The sequence below is a fragment of the Brevundimonas sp. TWP2-3-4b1 genome, from assembly GCF_049897665.1.
In the GTDB taxonomy this organism is placed as follows: domain Bacteria; phylum Pseudomonadota; class Alphaproteobacteria; order Caulobacterales; family Caulobacteraceae; genus Brevundimonas; species Brevundimonas subvibrioides_B.
In genome coordinates this window covers 1-16,200 of record NZ_JAFCWQ010000017.1, presented here as the reverse complement: position 1 = coordinate 16,200, position 16,200 = coordinate 1, and the positions used below count along the sequence as shown (strand labels likewise).

The window sequence follows — 16,200 nt, the reverse complement described above, 5'->3', positions numbered from 1 at the left end:
GCCTAGTTCAACGGCGCGGCGGAAAAGGGGCCGTCTACCGATGCTGAAGAACCTGTTCCGAACCCGATCCGCCGAGCGCATGGGCCTGCCGTTGTACACGGCGGCCGTAGAGCAGGCCCGCGATCCGGGATTCTACACCACCCTGGGCGTGACCGACGAGATCGATGCCCGCTTCGAGCTCTACACCCTGCACGTGCTGCTGCTGATTCTGCGCCTGCGTGACGAGACGGGCGCAGAGGCTGAACGGGGCGCCGAAGCGGCGCAGAACCTGTTCGACGTCTATGTCTCCGCCCTGGACAACGCGCTGCGCGAGCTGGGCGTGAACGATGTGACCATGGCCAAGAAGATGCGGCGCCTCGGCGAGGCGCTGTACGGCCGGATGACCGCCTACGAGACGGCGCTGCGGGCCGGCGACGCGCCTGAGCTGTCCGGCGGTCTGGCGCGCAACGTCTATGCGACAGAAGATGCCGGGCGGGCGACCGGACTGGCGGCCTATGCCCTGGCGGCGCGTGGAGGGCTGGCGGAACAATCGATCGACACGGTGCTGGCCGCGCCGGTCTGGCCGGAGATCAAGGCATGAACCCGGAGCATCGACTGCCCTTCAGCGAGGTGGTGCGGGTCAACGAGATCGGCGCCGGGCTGGAACGCCGCCTGGTCCCGGATGAGGCGGCGCGGAAGCGCATCATCAAGGCGCTGGATCTGGGGTCGCTGTCCGCGTTCCAGGCCGATCTGAAGATCACGCCCAGCCATGTCGGCTGGATCCTGACGGGCCGGGTCACGGCGACGCTGGAGCAGGTCTGCGGCATCACGCTGGACCCGCTGCCGGTTCAGGTCGATGAGCGATTCTCCGTCGATCTGGTCGAAGCGGCCGAGCCGGAGCCGGACGAGATCGAGGTGACGCTGGACGACGACGCGCCCGATGTGATCGAGGACAGCCGAATCGACCTCGGCCAGTACGCCGTCGAGCAACTGGCCCTGACGCTGGACCCGTTCCCGCGCAAGCCGGGCGCCGAGTTCGTCCAGCCGGAAGAGCCCGCCGAGATCTCGCCTTTCGCGGTGCTCAAGGCGTTCAAGGCCAGGGACCACGACGGAAAATCTTGACGTAACGTCCGCGCGGTTTGCATCCGCACGGCGCGGCGGTATCCTTGAGACCAGCAGAAAGCGCCGCAACGACGACGCACCGGAGTTTCCGACCCCTTGCCAACCCCCACGCTTATATCGCTCGACGCCATGGGCGGCGACCATGGCCCGCCCGTCGTCGTAGGCGGAATACGCGACTACATCCGGCGTCACGGCGGGCAGGACGTCCGCTTCCTGCTGCACGGCGATGAGCCGGCGATCGTCGCCGAGCTGGCGAAGTTCAACCTGACCTCCGACCTCTGCGACATCCGCCATACGGACAAGAAGATCGCCTCCGACGAAAAGCCGGCCCAGGCGATGCGGCGCGGCAAGGGCTCCAGCCTGTGGAACGCCATCGAGGCGGTAAAGTCGGGCGAGGCGGGCGCTGTCGTTTCCGCCGGCAACACCGGCGCCCTGATGGCCATCTCCAAACTGATCCTGCGCATGGCGGCGCCGGGCCTTGAGCGGCCGGCGATCGTGGCCAGCTGGCCGACCCAGCGTGGCGTCACGGCCGTCCTGGACGTCGGAGCCAATATCGAGAGCGACGCCGAACAACTGGTAGAGTTCGCCATCATGGGCGAGGCCTTCCACACCGCCGTGCACGGCACGGCACGGCCGACCATCGGCATCCTGAACGTCGGGTCCGAGGACATGAAGGGCCACGAAGAGGTGCGCGAGGCGTCCCGGATCCTGCGCGAGGGTGGCCTGGGCCTGAACTATCAGGGTTTCGTCGAGGGCGACGACATCGCCAAGGGCACGGTCGATGTGGTCGTCACCGACGGTTTCACCGGCAATATCGCCCTGAAGACCGCAGAGGGCGTGGCGCGGTTCATCTCGGCCCTGCTCAAGGAGGCCCTGACCTCCAGTCTCCAGGCCAAGGCCGGAGCCTTCATCGCCATGCCCGCGTTGAAGGCCATGGCCCAGAAGATCGACCCCAGCGCCATCAACGGCGGCCCTTTGCTGGGGCTGAACGGTATCGTGGTGAAGAGCCACGGCGGCGCCGACGCCAAGGGATTCGGCAACGCCATCCGCATCGCTGTCGATCTGGCCCGCAGTGACTATATGCAGACCGTCGGCGCCAATCTGGGTCGACTGGGCGATGTGCTTCATGCCCCGGCGGCCCCCCAAACCCAGTCCCAAGAGAGCGTTTCGTGAGCGTCATCCGCAGCGCCGTCACCGGCGTCGGTTCCTTCCTTCCGGAAAAGGTCGTCACCAACGCCGATCTTTCGAAGTTCGTCGACACCTCGGACGAATGGATTCTCGAGCGCACCGGCATCCGGCAACGCCATCAGGCCCGTGACGATCAGCCGACCAGCGACCTGGCGGCCGAAGCCGCAAGGCGGGCGCTCGCCGACGCAGGCAGGACCGCCGCCGACGTGGACATGATCATCGTCGCCACCACGACGCCGGACATGACCTTCCCGGCGACCGCCTCGATCGTTCAGAGGAAGATCGGCGCGCCCGTGTGCATCGCCTTCGACGTCCAGGCCGTCTGTTCGGGCTTCGTCTATGCCCTGAGCGTGGCTGACGGCTTCGTCGCGCGCGGCCTGGCCAAATGCGCCCTGGTCATCGGCGCCGAGGAGATGACCCGGCTGATGGACTGGACCGACCGGACGACCTGCGTCCTGTTCGGCGACGGGGCCGGGGCTGTGGTGGTCGAGCCGCGCGAGGGGCAGGGGACCAGCGCCGATCAGGGCCTGCTCGGCTTCGCCCTGCGCTCGGACGGGACCAAGACCGATCTGCTCTATGTCGACGGCGGTCCGTCCAGCACAGGGACGGTCGGTCATCTGCGGATGGCAGGCAACCAGGTGTTCCGCCACGCCGTGGTGAACATCGCCGAGGCCATCACCGCCGCCTGCGCCGCCTCCAATATCACCGTGGCCGAGGTCGACTGGTTCGTGCCGCACCAGGCCAATCAGCGAATCATCAAGGGCGTGGGCGACCGGTTGGGCCTGGATGAGCACAAGGTGATCTCCACGGTCGCCATGCACGCCAACACCTCGGCCGCCTCCATCCCGCTGGCGCTGGACGCCGCCATTCAGGACGGGCGCATCAAGAAGGGCGATCTGTTGCTGCTGGAGGCCATGGGCGGGGGCCTGACCTGGGGCGCCTGCGCTTTCCGGCTGTAACTTCGGGCTACAATCGCCCGGTGTCCTTTGACTTCGCCCGCTTTTCGCCTTCTATGGTATGTCGGGATCAAAGGGGATGAACCTTGGGCGAACTACAAACCTTGACCCGCGCGGACCTGTGCGAAGCGGTTCATGAAGAGGTCGGCCTGTCGCGGCAGGAATGTTCCAGCATGGTCGAGCGCACGCTCGAGCTCATCGTCGAAAGCCTGGAACAGGGCGAGACGGTGAAATTGTCGGGTTTCGGCGTCTTTCAGGTGCGCGAGAAGCGCGCGCGCATGGGGCGCAATCCCAAGACGGGCGAGCCGGCGGCGATCAATCCGCGCCGTGTGATCAGCTTCCGCGCCTCACAGATCATGAAGTCCCGCGTCCACGGCGCCGGCGCCTGATGGCCAAGAGCCCCAACGCCTTCCGAACGATTTCGGAGGCCGCGGAGGCGGTGGGCGCGCCACAGCACGTCCTGCGGTTCTGGGAGACCAAGTTCCCGTTCGTGACGCCTGTCAAACGCGCCGGCGGGCGGCGATTCTATCGCCCTCATGACATCGTGGTGCTGAAGGCGATCCGTCGGCTGCTGCACGAAGAGGGCCTGACCATCAAGGGCGTGCAGCGCCTGCACCAGGAACAGGGTCTTGCCCGTCTGGCAGCCTATGGCGATGCGGATGCGGCCTTCAGCATGGATGCCCAGCCCGGAGCCGCGCCTGCGCCGTCGACCGAACCAGTGTCCTCGACCTCGGGGCGGTCCGAGCGCGAATTGCGTGGGATTCTCGCCGATCTGGAGGGCGCCCGGGCCCGGCTGGACGCCGTTCTGGCGGGTTGAACCCGCCGATCGAACGCGTGACGCGTTTTCTCGTTTGCGGCGACGCCAACCCCCCGCTATAGGACCGGCCTCTCGGAGCGTGGCGCAGCCTGGTAGCGCACTTGACTGGGGGTCAAGGGGTCGCAGGTTCGAATCCTGTCGCTCCGACCATCTTCCTTTTCAGGAAAATGAGTCGGCTAAGAGGGGCCGCTTTCGAGCGGCCCCTTTTTGCATCTTTGAGGCGCTATCGCTCACCGCGCGGCGGCTCGCTGCTTGAGCGCATTCCTGGTGCGCTATCGCTCGCCGCGGGATCGCTCACTGCTTGAGTGGGTTTGGGTGGCGCGCTTCTACCGCTTCTTCAGGAACGGCTTGCCCTCGGCCCAGGACATCAACGGCAGCAACGGCACGCCCCACAGCGTTCCGGCCAGACCGTAGAAGAGCAGGGTCACGACCGGATGATCCGGCACATGGGCGCCGATGGCGATGACCCCCCACACATAGAGGACGAGGAAGGCGAGAATGCCGACCGAGGCGATCGCCCGACGTGCGCGCAGCCCCATCAGCGGGTGTTCCGGAACAGATAGTAGGTGACCAGACCCAAGACCGTGCCTGCGCCCGACCACAGGACCCAGCCGAACTCGTCCATCGTCGAGACCCCGAAGACGCGCACCGCCAGGAACCAGCCGCAGGCCGCGCCGGTCAGGGCCACCAGCGAGGCGGCGAACAGCCCCCGCCGCCCTGTCAGCAGATCGGCGATCCAGGCGAGGACGAACGCCCCAACAACGGCGACGACGATATCGGCGTATTCCAGCAGTGATTCCAAAACGGGGGGCTCCAGGCAGGTCGGCATGCGACCCTGCGTCATGACTTCGGACTTTGATCTCGCCACGATCCAGGGGCATACCGCCCCGGTCGCCGCGATTAGCGACACTGTATCCGTTGGAGCGTCAGGCGTCGAATGAGCCGTTTCAGAAGTCGGGACCAATCGAGAGCCGTCGCCATCTGGCTGTTCGTCTGCGCCGCCATGGTGTTCGCCATGGTGGTCATCGGGGGGATCACCCGACTGACGGGCTCAGGCCTGTCGATCACCGAGTGGAAGCCGATCATGGGCGCCCTGCCGCCGATGTCGGCCGCCGACTGGGCCCAGGCCTTCGAGAAATACAAGGCGATCCCGCAGTACGCCCAGATCAATGCCGGCATGTCGCTGGGGGAGTTCCAGGGCATCTTCTGGTGGGAGTGGTTCCACCGGCTCGTCGGGCGGCTGGTCGGCGTGGTGTTCGCCGTGCCGTTCTTCGCCTTCCTGTCGTTCCGTCTGCTGTCCGGGCGGGGCTTCCTCGGCCGGATGGCCATGCCGACGCGGTTGATCTGGCGCTGCGCGGTCCTGCTGCTTCTGGGCGGGCTTCAGGGGCTGATCGGCTGGTGGATGGTGTCTTCGGGTCTGTCTGAACGGGTCGATGTCGCCCCCGAGCGGCTGGCCACCCACCTGGGGCTGGCGCTGGTCATTTTCGCCGGCCTGATCTGGACGGGGCTGGAGGCCTGGTCGGGCGAGGAACATTCGCGTTCGCCCGCAGGCTGGAGCCGGGGTGCCGCCATCCTGCTGGGCGCGATCTTCATTCAATGCCTGCTGGGCGGTCTCGTCGCAGGGGCCAAGGCCGGCTTCATCTACACCGACTGGCCGCTGATGAACTGCGATGTCCTGGCGCCTGTCGACTGGGGTCTCGGCGGTCTGGCCTTCCTGCATGACCAGGCCCTGGTCCAGTTCAATCACCGGGTCTTCGCCTATGGCCTGCTGATCGGCGGCACCATCTACGCCGTTCAGGCCTGGCGCTGGCGGCTGGCCGAGGGGCTGGGTCTGGCCGCCTTCGCGGTGGCCGCAGCCCTGTGGCTTCAGGCGACGCTGGGGATCGTGACCCTGATCCACGCCGTGCCGCTATGGCTGGGTGGGCTGCATCAGGCGGGGGCGGCGGTCGTTCTGGCCCTGGCGACGGCCAATCTCTGGCTGGTCCGACGCTCGCAACCCCGGCTTTTCATGTCCGGGCCCCGCCTGTAGGCCGTCAAATAGTGCGGTATTTTAATACCGTTACAGAAAAGACGTTTAAGAACAGCGCTATAGAGCATGTTGTGCGCGCGAGCCGGCATTGACGCCTGTGGATGTTTCCCCTACTAGCGCGCCTTCGCTCGCTTCGGCCCGTCCGGAGCGACCCCGTTTCGCCTCCTATTTCAGGAACCACCTCATGCTGAAGAGCACCACGGCTGCCTTGAAGCCGTCCGAGGTCGAGAGGAAGTGGATTCACATCGACGCTGAAGGCGTCGTCGTGGGCCGTCTCGCGACCTTCATCGCCATGCGCCTGCGTGGCAAGCACCTGCCGACCTACACCCCCCACGTCGACTCGGGCGACTATGTCGTCGTGACCAACGTCGACAAGGTCGTGTTCACCGGCAAGAAGCTGACCGACAAGATCTACTATCGCCACACCGGCCACCCGGGCGGCGTCAAGTCGACGACCCCGCAGAAGGTCCTGAACGGCCGCTTCCCCGAGCGCGTGCTCGAGAAGGCCGTCGAGCGGATGATGCCCAAGGAAAGCCCGCTGGCGCGTGGTCAGATGACCCACCTGCGTCTGTTCGCCGGCTCGGCCCACGAGCACGACGCCCAGAAGCCCGAGACCATCGACTTCGCCGGCCGTTCGGCCAAGAACACCCGGAGCATCTGAGCATGACCGACGTCACTGAAGACACGGCCACCGGCTTCGACGCCCTCAAGGGTCTCGCAACCTCGGACAACGGCTACGACAACTCTGCTCCGGTCTATGTCCGCAAGGTCGACGCCCAGGGTCGCGCCTATTCGACCGGCAAGCGCAAGAACGCCATCGCCCGCGTCTGGGTCATGCCCGGCACCGGCAAGTTCACCATCAACGGCAAGGATCAACTGCAGTATTTCGCCCGCGAAATCCTGCGCATGATGATCGCCCAGCCGCTGGTCGTGTGCGGTCGCGAGACCGAGTTTGACGTGGTCTGCACTGTCGAGGGTTCGGGCCTGTCCGGCCAGGCCGGCGCCATCCGCCACGGTCTGTCGCACGCCCTGACGCACTACGAGCCGGCCCTGCGCCCGGTCCTGAAGCCGCACGGCTTCCTGACCCGCGACAGCCGCGTCGTCGAGCGCAAGAAGTACGGCCGCGCCAAGGCTCGCCGTTCGTTCCAGTTCTCGAAGCGCTAACTCGCAACTGCGAGTGGGATTACAAAGGCGCTCCGGGGAAACCCGGGGCGCCTTTTCTTTGTCTTCCTTCTCCCCTTGCGGGAGAATGTGGCAGGCGAAGCCTGACGGATGAGGGGTCGCACCCATTGTCCGTGAGGCTTCAAGTGCCGGTGATTTCCGGGTCCGCGTGACCCCTCATCCGACCCGCTGCGCGGGCCACCTTCTCCCGCAAGGGGAGAAGGATCAGGACAGTCAGATGACCCACACGATCTTCATCGACGGCGAGGCCGGGACTACGGGGCTGGAGATCCGTCAGCGGCTGGAAGGCCGTGCGGACCTGGAGTTCATCTCCCTGGCGGGCGACCGGCGCAAGGACCCGGCCGCGCGCGCCGAGGCGCTGAACGCCGCCGACGCCGTGATCCTGTGCCTGCCCGACGAGGCGGCCAGGGAAGCCGTGGCCATGATCGAGAACACGACGACGCGGGTCATCGACGCCTCGACCGCCTTCCGCACCGCCACGGGCTGGACCTATGGCTTCGCCGAGATGGACGCCATCCAGCGCGGCCAGATCATCGGTTCGCGCCGGGTGTCGAACCCCGGCTGCTATCCGACCGGCTTCATCGGCCTGATGCGGCCGCTGGTGAGGGCCGGGCTGGTGCCCGCCGACTGGCCGCTGACGGTCAATGCCGTGTCCGGCTATTCCGGCGGTGGAAAATCAATGATTGCCGAGTTTGAACAGGGCGGCACGACCCACGCCTTCCGCGCCTATGGCCTGTCGCTGCAGCACAAACATGTGCCGGAGATGACGAAACATTCGGGCCTGAAGCACGACGTCCTGTTCGCCCCGGCCGTCGGCGCCTATCGGCAGGGGATGCTGGTCGAGGTGCCGCTGCAGCTCTCGGCCCTGCCCGAGACGCCGTCGATCGACCGTCTGCACGGCGCCCTGGTCGAGGCCTATGACGGCTGCCGCTTCGTCGAGGTCGCCGGGCTGGATGATACCGAGGCGATGACGGGCCTGGATCCCGAGGCGCTGAACGGCACCAACAGGATGCGTCTGCACGTCTTCGGCCATCGCGACGGCGCGCAGGCCCGGCTGGTCGCCCTGCTGGACAATCTCGGCAAGGGCGCATCGGGCGCGGCGGTGCAGAACCTCAATCTGATGCTGGGTCTGGACGAGGCGACGGGGCTGAGCTGATATCGCGTCCTTTCGTTCGTCATCCTCCGGCGCGAAGCGACCGGAGGACCCAGCGGCGCGCGGGAGCGCGAACCTGTCGCGAACTTCCCGCGTCAACATCGCGCCTGAACAGATCGCCTTCGGCGCCTCCCCCGGTCCGATCTCCGATCGGCCGGAGGATGACGATGGGTCCCCCGGTCTGCGCCGCAAGAGCGGCTTGCCGGAGGATGACGAAAGGGCGGCTTGAAACCTCGGTCGTCATCCCGACGTATAAGGGATCATGACCCACGTTCTCACGACCTCACGCCGGACCCTGCTGCTCGGCGCCGCCGCGACCGCCCTGGCGTCCTGCACCTCGGGCGAGGCCGATGCCTCCGTGGCGCAGTACGCCAACTCGCCGTTCCGCCGCGTGACCGACGCCCAGTGGCGTGCGCGCTTGCCGGGCCTGAGCTATGACGTCCTGCGCCACGAGGCGACCGAACGGCCGTTCACCAGCCCGCTGAACGACGAGCATCGGGCCGGGACCTTCGTCTGCCGGGGCTGCGATCTGCCGTTGTTTGAGTCGCGGACCAAGTTTGACAGCGGCACCGGCTGGCCCAGCTTCTACGCCCCGATCAACGGCGCGCTGGGGACCAAGACCGATCTCGCCATCGGCATCCCCCGGACGGAGTATCACTGCGCCCGTTGCCTGGGGCATCAGGGTCACGTCTTCGACGACGGCCCGCGTCCGACGGGCAAACGCTATTGCAACAACGGCGTCGCCCTGACCTTCAGGCCCGCCTGACCTTCAGCGCCGACTCGATCGTCACCCCGGCCATGACCGAGGCGATGATGACCAGCAGGCCGTAGTCGTGGCCGCTCCAGATCATCGGGATGGCGGCGAACAGCATGACCACGACCGGGAAGCCGCCGGCCCAGGCGGCGGTCGCGGGCGTGTCGAGATTGATCATCGGCGGCGTCACCCGGCCCAGGCGCCGGGCCATCATGCCGTTGCCGATCACGAAGGCGATGACGCAGATCACGGCGATGACCGGATATTTGATCGCCCCTCCCGGCGCGCCGAACAGGGCGCCGGTCGCGATCAGCAGGGTCAGGGCGATCAGGGTCGAGACGGCGAGCAGGAAGTTCGGTTCGAGACGCTTCAAGACTTCACTTTCACATAGGAGCCGGGGGCCGGCTCGATGGGCTTCAGCGGCCCCTTGTTCGGATCACGCGCCGGGATCATGTCGCCGGACTTGTCGGCCAGCCAGGCGGCCCAGTGATTCCACCAGCTGCCGGGATGCTCTACCGCCGCCGCCTGCCATTCGGCGAGAGTCCCGGGCAGGGCGGCGTTGGTCCAGTGCTGGTACTTGTTCGCGCTGGGCGGATTGATCACTCCGGCGATATGGCCGGACCCCGCCAGCGTCAGGGTCACAGCGGCGTTCGAGAAGGCCTTGGCCGAGCGATAGACCGAGTTCATGGGCGCGATATGGTCCTCGCGGCTGGCCTGGAAATAGAGCGGGATCGTCACCTTCGACAGGTCGACCTTGATGCCGCCGATCGTGAACTCGCCCTTCGACAACAGGTTCTGGCCGTACATCGACCGCAGATAGTCGAGGTGCAGCTTTTTGGGCATGCGGGTCTGGTCGGCGTTCCAGAACAGCAGGTCGAACGCGGCAGGCGATTTGCCCATCAGGTAGTTGCTGACGAAGAACGACCAGATCAGGTCGTTGGCGCGAAGGGCGTTGAAGGTCTCCGCCATGGCCGCGCCGGGCAGGACGCCGCCTGCTGCGTCCATCTGCTCCTCGACCTGGGCCAGCCAGTGCTCGTCGGTGAACAGCAAGAGGTCGCCGGCCTCGGCGAAGTCGTGCTGGGCGGCGAAGAATGTGGTGGCGGCGACACGCCCGTCCTTCCTGGCGGCCATATGCGCCAGCGCCGCCCCCATAAGCGTCCCGCCGATGCAGTAGCCGACGGTGTTCACCGTCTTCGAACCCGTCTGCTCGAGCGTCTTCTCGACGGCGCGATAGATGCCCTTTTCCAGATACTCGTCGAAGCCAAACCCGGCCTTGTCCTTGTCGGGATTGACCCAGGAGCAGACGAAGACGGTGAAGCCCTGGGCCGACAGCCAGCGGATCAGCGAGTTCTCCGGCTGCAGGTCCATGATGTAGAATTTGTTGATCCACGGCGGGAAGATAAGCAGCGGGACGGCGTGCTGCGTCTCCGTGGCCGCATCGAACTGGATCAGCTCGAACAGCTCGTCCCGCCAGACGACCTGGCCCGGGGCGGTGGCGACGTTCTCTCCGACGACGAACTTGCCGTAGTCGGCCTGGCTGATCTTCAGCTTGCCCATGCCGCGTTCGAGGTCGGCCGCGAAATTCTGCATCCCCTTGACCAGCGATTCGCCGTTTGTCTCGGCCATGGCCTTCAGGGCGACCGGGTTGGAGGCGAGGAAGTTCGACGGAGAGAAGGCGTCGGTCAGCAGTTTGGTGAAGAACTCGGCCCGCCGCTTGGTCCGCGGATCGACGTCCTCGACCGACGAGACCAGGCCGTTCATCCAGTCTGAAGTGACCAGATAGGACTGGCGCATCATGTCGAACATCGGATTCTCGGACCAGGCCGGGTCCTTGAACCGCTTGTCTTTCGAGGGGGCAGGGGGCTCTTCCCCGGCCGCGCGACGAGTCGAGGTGGCCCACAGGTCCATATAGCGATTGAACAGATCGGCCTGGGCCGCGAACAGCTTGTCCGGGCGCGAGGCGAGGCTGGTCATCACCGAATTCATCGCCGGGCCGACGTTGAACGGGTCGGGCGACAGCGCGGCGGGGCGATCCGCCTGTGACAGGGCCGCCTCGGCGATCGCCGATTGCGCCGTCATCGCCGCCCTGGCCAGGTTCAGCGACAGGGCCTCCAGCATTTCGCGCTGGTCGGCGCCGGGGAAGGCGAACGGAGTGTCGGCCGGGGGCGACGAGGCGGCCTGGGGCGCTTCAACCTGGGCCTCGACCCGGGGTTCCGGCGGCGGGGCCATCTCGACCGTCGCCGTCTTCGCACGCGGCGCACGCGGTTTGGCCGAGGTCGGGCGGCCCGATTTCCGCGGCGCCCTGGCGACGGGCAGGGGCTCGGGCGGGGTCCTGGGGGTCCTGGCCATGGGTATCCGCGCGCCTCCGCTGGGACGTCGGACGTATGCTCCGCCCTTCCGCCTGTCGCGATCATGGCCTAGACCGGACCCGAAATGAACGCGCGTCAGGCGAAAAAGATATCCGGCGGCTTGCTGCTCGCTTCGGCCATCACGGCCCTGGGCGGATGCGCGACCGCGTTCGACCCCCAAACGGACGAGGCCTCGCCCCTCGCGCCCCGAGTTCAGGCCCTGGTGGACGCCAACCGCGCCTATCCCCGCTGGGAGGATTTTCCGCGTTCGACCGATCCCCTGCCGGAACCCGTGGAGGTGGCCGCGCGCGTGAACAGCCTGCGCGGCAGCGGCACGGACCTGGCCGCCGAAGCCGCGCGGATCGACTGGCAGCTGGGCGACCCGGTCGCCTTCGCCAATGAGGTCAACAGCCGTATCGACGCCCAGGCCGTGGCCCCGGTCACCGCCGAGACCCAGGCGGAGGTCGAGGCCTTCGCCGCCCGCACGCGCCAGCGCGGAACCGCTCCGCCGCCCGTGGACAGGGGCCCGGCGCCCCGCTGATTTTCGTCCCTATCGCCCGGTCGAGAGAATCCGGGGATCATCCTTCCTCAGGAGCATTCGACATGGCTGACACGGCCCCCTTCGCCTCGACCCTCGCTGCCGACGCCGCCATGGTCACCGAACTGGCGGCCATCGCGTCCTGGGCCCAGATCGGCCGCGGCGACGAGAAACAGGCCGACCAGCTGGCGGTTGACGCCATGCGCACGGCGCTGAACAGCCTCGACATCGACGGCAAGATCGTCATCGGCGAGGGCGAGCGCGACGAAGCCCCGATGCTCTACATCGGCGAGAAGGTCGGCACCGGCATAGGCCCCAAGATCGATATCGCCCTGGACCCTCTGGAAGGCACCACCCTGACGGCCAAGGCCATGGCCAACGCCCTGACGGTTCTGTCGATGTCGGCCGGCGGCGGCATGCTGCATGCGCCCGACACCTATATGGACAAGATCGCCATCGGCCCGGGCTATGCGCCGGGCACCGTCGATCTGGACATGAAGCCGGGCGACAATGTCCGTTCTCTGGCTTCCGCCAAGGGCGTGCGGCCGCAAGACATCACCGTCTGCGTCATGGACCGTCCGCGCCACGAGGCCCTGATCGCGGCGCTTCGTGAAGTCGGGGCTCGGGTCATGCTGATCACCGACGGCGATGTGGCGGGCGTCATCCACACGGCCGAGCCGGAAACGGGCATCGACCTCTATCTCGGCTCCGGCGGAGCGCCCGAGGGCGTGCTGGCCGCCTCGGCGCTGAAATGCGTCGGCGGTCACTTCCAGGGCCGACTGCTGTTCCGCAACGACGACGAGCGCGCCCGCGCCGAACGCACCGGCGTCACCGATTTCGACCGCAAATACGACCTGCATGAACTGGTGTCGAAGGACGCCGTCTTCGCCGCCACCGGCGTGACCAAGGGCGCCATGCTGGACGGGGTGAAGATGGGGCAGGGCTTCGTCACCACCCACACCCTGGTCATGGATTCCTCGACCTGCACCGTGCGGCGCATCCACACCACGCGCCCCCTCTGATGGCGGATGGAGCCCCCGCATCCGGCCCTCATAAAGAGGGATGGGCGCCGGGGTTCCTCGATGTCTCGCGCTCGCTGTCCGGGCGGGCCTGGCGGCAAAGGCCAGCCGAGGCTTCGGTCGTCCGCGCGCATATGCAGGGGCTGGGCCTGTCCGAACCGCTGGCCAGGGCGCTCGCCGCTCGAGGCGTCCTGGCGGATCAGGGCGCGGACTTTCTCGAGCCGACGCTGAAACGGCTGTTCCCCAATCCGTCGTCCTTCATGGACATGGACGCGGCCGCCGCGGCCATCGTCGCCGCCCTCCAGGCGGGCGAGAGCATCCACGTCTTCGCCGACTATGATGTCGACGGCGCCTCCAGCGCGGCCCTGCTGGTGCGCTGGTTCCGGTCCCTGGGGGCTGACCTGCCCCTCTATGTGCCGGACCGGCTGACCGAAGGCTACGGGCCGAGCCCGCTGGCCTTTGACCGGCTGAAGGCGTCGGGCGCCGATCTGGTCATTACCGTGGACTGCGGCGCGGCAGCCAACGAGGCTATCGCCCACGCCTGCGCCGTCGGGCTCAAGGTCGTGGTCATCGACCACCACATGATGCGCGAGGAGCCGCCGCAGTGTCTGGCCGTGGTGAACCCGAATCGACCGGGCGACGCATCAGGCCAGGGCAATCTGGCGGCGGCAGGGGTGGTCTTCGTCCTTCTGGCCGCCCTGAATCGCGAGGCGCGCCAACAGGGCCTGTTCGCCGACCGGGCAGAGCCCGACATCCGACAGTGGCTGGATCTCGCCGCGCTCGGCGCCATCTGCGACGTCACCGGCCTGACCGGCTTCAATCGCGCCCTGACCGGCCTGGGCCTGAAGGTCATGTCGAGCTGGGGCAATCCGGGGCTCAAGGCCCTGCTGGCTGTCGCGGGCGCCGAACCCGGCCCCGCGAAGTCGAATCACGCCGGCTTCATCCTCGGGCCGCGCATCAACGCAGGCGGGCGAATCGGTCGGGCCGATCTCGGCGCCCGGCTGCTCTCGACCGACGACCCTCTGGAAGCCCGGGCTCTGGCCGAAGAGCTGGACGCGCTGAACATCGCCCGACGCGAGGTCGAACGCGAGGTCACCGAGACCGCTACCCGCCGCGTCGAGGCCACCGGCCAGCACGCCGACGGCTCGGCCGTGGTCGTGGTCTCCGGCGACGACTGGCACCCCGGCGTCGTCGGCATCGTCGCGGGACGGCTGCGCGAGCGCTGGAGGAAGCCGGTGATCGTCATCGGCGTCGATGCGGTCGGCAAGGTCGCAAAGGGCTCCGGCCGTTCGCAGCCGGGCATGAACCTGGGTCGCGCCATCCAGGCGGCCTGGCGCGAAGGCCTGCTGCTGGCCGGCGGGGGGCACGCGATGGCGGCGGGGTTGACGATGCGGCCGGACGGGATCGACGCCCTGAGAGATTTCCTGAACGCGGCCATGGCCGGCGAACAGGCCGACGCCGACGCGCTGGACTGGGTCGAGGTCGACGCCCTGATCGAGCCGGGCGCCGCGTCTCGCGCCCTGTTCGAGGATTTCGAACGGCTGGCGCCTTTCGGCCCCGCCAACCCCGAACCCTTGTTCGCCCTGCACGGCGTCCAGGCCCGCGAGCCGGTGCAGATGAACGGCGGCCATGTGCGCTGTCGCCTCGTCGGGGCGGACGGCGCCTCGGTCAAGGCCATCGCCTGGCGCTGCGCCGACCTGCCGACCGGCCGCGCGCTGTTGGCAGGGCAGGGCGGTCTGAGCGTCGTTGGTCGTCTGAAGGCGGACGACTGGAACGGTCGCAAGGGTGTGCAGTTCGAGATCGAGGACATCGCTGATCCGCGGATGGCTAGTTAGTTCGAAACGGCGCTTGCGCCCCCCGAAATCGCCCGCTATATCGCCGCTTCCCCGCGCCGCGGTCCCTTCGTCTATCGGTTAGGACGTCAGGTTTTCAACCTGAAAAGAGGGGTTCGACTCCCCTAGGGACTGCCACGCGGGGCCAGTCTTTTCAAAGGCTTAGCATCTCTAGGGGTGCCAGGTTGGTGCGCCTTTTTTGGCGCCCATATCCACCACATGATGAGTATCCAACTGGCGCAGGGTCCGCCAATGCACTCACCATGCGTGGATTTTTTCCCTCTGACCCACTCCCCTCATGTCTGCGAATAGACCCCGCTCTATCGAGACAGACGATTGTCCAGGTTCGCCACCCGCTATGCCGCCAGTCCGACCTCGTCGTCGAGGGAGAGGTTCATCTTCAGTCCAAGAGCCTTGGTCATATCGGCAGCTGTGCTCTGGAGAGCCGCTTTAGCGTCTTGAACGTCGCGGTCGATTGAGCCGAAGGCCCACGTAATCAGGTTGTTCATTTCCATCCGGAGCGGCGCTGTCTGATGGGACTGCTCTTCGGTCATCCGGAGCCCCTTGCTTGTAAAGCAATCCGCAGGAAGCATGAGCCTTAGCTGCTCACGTTTTTCGCCGTATGCGCGCATGATGTCGAAGAGGTTCTTGTGTATTCTTGGCAAGGCTCCGGCTATATTGAAGGCCTCGTTCATCTCTAGATCGAGGTATAACGCCGTCTCCTCTCCGTCGAACTCTATTGGTCCGTGGCTTACAAACATTGGGATAACAAAGGACCACGGCTCTGCCGATAGATTGTCGCTCTGCTTGCGAAACTCATCTTTCAAATGCTCCTGAAGTTTCACAAGGTCTGAGTAGATGCCAAGTAGTTTGACGATGAGTCGGTGAGCAATCGACTTCTGCTTTAGCAGGAGATCGGCCTTCCTCAGCGCGTCAGCGCGCTCGTGTTCTCGCTTCTGAATGTTAAACGAGATCGCGCCCGACACCCCGGCACCAAAGACAGCACCGATTAAGCCGCCCCACAGACCTAACCAAGCGTCGCCGCCACCCCCCCTCCGAAAGCAAGCGTAAAGAACACGGGGACAGCAACAGATGGAACCATGTCACAATGGTTAAGCCAGACAGGCACTCCACGCTAGTGGAATGATCGGGACATAAGAGTCCGAGGTGGGATTCCCCGGGGCGTGGCGTCGTGCGAGTCTGCGGGATGCGTACAGGCGTCACCGTGCATCTGAGCCCGACCGATCGTAAGCGCCTGCAGGCGACCGTCGATGACCGCAACA

At 66.6% G+C, this 16,200-nt stretch carries 19 protein-coding genes and 2 tRNA genes; 16 read left to right on the top strand and 5 right to left on the bottom strand.

Annotation, left to right across the window (positions count from 1 at the left end):
• The first annotated feature begins 40 nt into the window (after window positions 1–40).
• The 7 genes from ACP7A5_RS12765 (at window position 41) to ACP7A5_RS12735 (ending at window position 4,212) form a co-directional block, all read left to right on the top strand.
• Window positions 41–580: a ubiquinol-cytochrome C chaperone family protein gene (locus ACP7A5_RS12765; RefSeq protein WP_426042268.1), complete on the top strand. Its 540-nt coding sequence runs from the start codon at window positions 41–43 to the stop codon at window positions 578–580.
• A complete protein-coding gene (locus ACP7A5_RS12760) occupies window positions 577–1,101 on the top strand; it encodes a YceD family protein (protein ID WP_426042267.1) in 525 nt (174 codons plus the stop codon). The genes ACP7A5_RS12765 and ACP7A5_RS12760 overlap by 4 nt, the downstream gene beginning before the upstream one ends.
• Before the next feature lie 96 nt (window positions 1,102–1,197).
• Window positions 1,198–2,274 (top strand): phosphate acyltransferase PlsX, encoded by a 1,077-nt coding sequence (plsX, locus tag ACP7A5_RS12755; protein WP_426042266.1) that lies wholly within the window; start codon window positions 1,198–1,200, stop codon window positions 2,272–2,274.
• Entirely contained in the window at window positions 2,271–3,248 is a 978-nt protein-coding gene (locus ACP7A5_RS12750) for a beta-ketoacyl-ACP synthase III (protein ID WP_426042265.1), read from the top strand. Before plsX ends, ACP7A5_RS12750 begins: the two co-directional genes overlap by 4 nt.
• Before the next feature lie 83 nt (window positions 3,249–3,331).
• The gene (locus tag ACP7A5_RS12745) at window positions 3,332–3,634 is read left to right on the top strand and encodes an integration host factor subunit alpha (protein ID WP_426042264.1); all 303 of its coding nucleotides are present in this window, start codon (window positions 3,332–3,334) and stop codon (window positions 3,632–3,634) included.
• Window positions 3,634–4,062, top strand: a complete 429-nt coding sequence (locus ACP7A5_RS12740) for a MerR family transcriptional regulator (RefSeq protein ID WP_426042263.1) — start codon at window positions 3,634–3,636, stop codon at window positions 4,060–4,062. The genes ACP7A5_RS12745 and ACP7A5_RS12740 overlap by 1 nt, the downstream gene beginning before the upstream one ends.
• Window positions 4,063–4,135: 73 nt before the next feature.
• Window positions 4,136–4,212 (top strand) — tRNA-Pro (locus ACP7A5_RS12735).
• Between the two features lie 176 nt (window positions 4,213–4,388).
• On the opposite strand, the gene ACP7A5_RS12730 is transcribed toward ACP7A5_RS12735, so the two are convergent.
• Window positions 4,389–4,601 carry a DUF2842 domain-containing protein gene (locus tag ACP7A5_RS12730; protein WP_426042262.1) on the bottom strand — a complete coding sequence of 71 codons (213 nt, stop codon included), beginning with the start codon at window positions 4,599–4,601 and terminating at the stop codon, window positions 4,389–4,391.
• Entirely contained in the window at window positions 4,601–4,906 is a 306-nt protein-coding gene (locus ACP7A5_RS12725) for a transglycosylase (RefSeq protein WP_426042261.1), read from the bottom strand. Before ACP7A5_RS12725 ends, ACP7A5_RS12730 begins: the two co-directional genes overlap by 1 nt.
• Before the next feature lie 93 nt (window positions 4,907–4,999).
• Between ACP7A5_RS12725 and ACP7A5_RS12720 the strand changes: the two genes are divergently transcribed.
• The 5 genes from ACP7A5_RS12720 (at window position 5,000) to msrB (ending at window position 9,192) form a co-directional block, all read left to right on the top strand.
• Complete coding sequence (locus ACP7A5_RS12720; RefSeq protein WP_426042260.1) at window positions 5,000–6,091, top strand: COX15/CtaA family protein; 1,092 nt, start codon at window positions 5,000–5,002, stop codon at window positions 6,089–6,091.
• Window positions 6,092–6,275: 184 nt separating this feature from the next.
• Complete coding sequence (gene rplM, locus ACP7A5_RS12715; protein WP_426042259.1) at window positions 6,276–6,752, top strand: 50S ribosomal protein L13; 477 nt, start codon at window positions 6,276–6,278, stop codon at window positions 6,750–6,752.
• Between the two features lie 2 nt (window positions 6,753–6,754).
• On the top strand, window positions 6,755–7,255 hold the full coding sequence (gene rpsI / locus ACP7A5_RS12710) for a 30S ribosomal protein S9 (RefSeq protein ID WP_426042258.1): 501 nt from the start codon (window positions 6,755–6,757) through the stop codon (window positions 7,253–7,255).
• 235 nt (window positions 7,256–7,490) lie between these two features.
• Window positions 7,491–8,429 carry an N-acetyl-gamma-glutamyl-phosphate reductase gene (gene argC, locus ACP7A5_RS12705; protein WP_426042257.1) on the top strand — a complete coding sequence of 313 codons (939 nt, stop codon included), beginning with the start codon at window positions 7,491–7,493 and terminating at the stop codon, window positions 8,427–8,429.
• A 259-nt stretch (window positions 8,430–8,688) separates the two neighbouring features.
• On the top strand, window positions 8,689–9,192 hold the full coding sequence (msrB, locus tag ACP7A5_RS12700; RefSeq protein WP_426042256.1) for a peptide-methionine (R)-S-oxide reductase MsrB: 504 nt from the start codon (window positions 8,689–8,691) through the stop codon (window positions 9,190–9,192).
• Here the strand turns inward: msrB and ACP7A5_RS12695 are convergent.
• Entirely contained in the window at window positions 9,179–9,553 is a 375-nt protein-coding gene (locus ACP7A5_RS12695) for a hypothetical protein (RefSeq protein ID WP_426042255.1), read from the bottom strand. The two genes, msrB and ACP7A5_RS12695, sit on opposite strands and share 14 nt — an antisense overlap.
• Entirely contained in the window at window positions 9,550–11,529 is a 1,980-nt protein-coding gene (gene phaC, locus ACP7A5_RS12690; protein WP_426042254.1) for a class I poly(R)-hydroxyalkanoic acid synthase, read from the bottom strand. The genes ACP7A5_RS12695 and phaC overlap by 4 nt, the downstream gene beginning before the upstream one ends.
• Before the next feature lie 120 nt (window positions 11,530–11,649).
• Between phaC and ACP7A5_RS12685 the strand changes: the two genes are divergently transcribed.
• The 4 genes from ACP7A5_RS12685 to ACP7A5_RS12670 all read left to right on the top strand — a co-directional run bounded on the left by ACP7A5_RS12685 (window position 11,650) and on the right by ACP7A5_RS12670 (window position 15,055).
• On the top strand, window positions 11,650–12,069 hold the full coding sequence (locus tag ACP7A5_RS12685; RefSeq protein WP_426042253.1) for a hypothetical protein: 420 nt from the start codon (window positions 11,650–11,652) through the stop codon (window positions 12,067–12,069).
• A gap of 62 nt (window positions 12,070–12,131) precedes the next feature.
• Window positions 12,132–13,088, top strand: coding sequence for a class II fructose-bisphosphatase (glpX, locus tag ACP7A5_RS12680; RefSeq protein ID WP_426042252.1), 957 nt, complete (start codon window positions 12,132–12,134; stop codon window positions 13,086–13,088).
• Window positions 13,088–14,920: a single-stranded-DNA-specific exonuclease RecJ gene (gene recJ / locus ACP7A5_RS12675; protein ID WP_426042251.1), complete on the top strand. Its 1,833-nt coding sequence runs from the start codon at window positions 13,088–13,090 to the stop codon at window positions 14,918–14,920. The genes glpX and recJ overlap by 1 nt, the downstream gene beginning before the upstream one ends.
• A 60-nt stretch (window positions 14,921–14,980) precedes the next feature.
• Window positions 14,981–15,055: transfer RNA gene (locus tag ACP7A5_RS12670), tRNA-Glu, on the top strand.
• Between the two features lie 218 nt (window positions 15,056–15,273).
• On the opposite strand, the gene ACP7A5_RS12665 is transcribed toward ACP7A5_RS12670, so the two are convergent.
• Complete coding sequence (locus ACP7A5_RS12665) at window positions 15,274–15,903, bottom strand: hypothetical protein (protein WP_426042250.1); 630 nt, start codon at window positions 15,901–15,903, stop codon at window positions 15,274–15,276.
• Window positions 15,904–16,200: the final 297 nt, after the last annotated feature.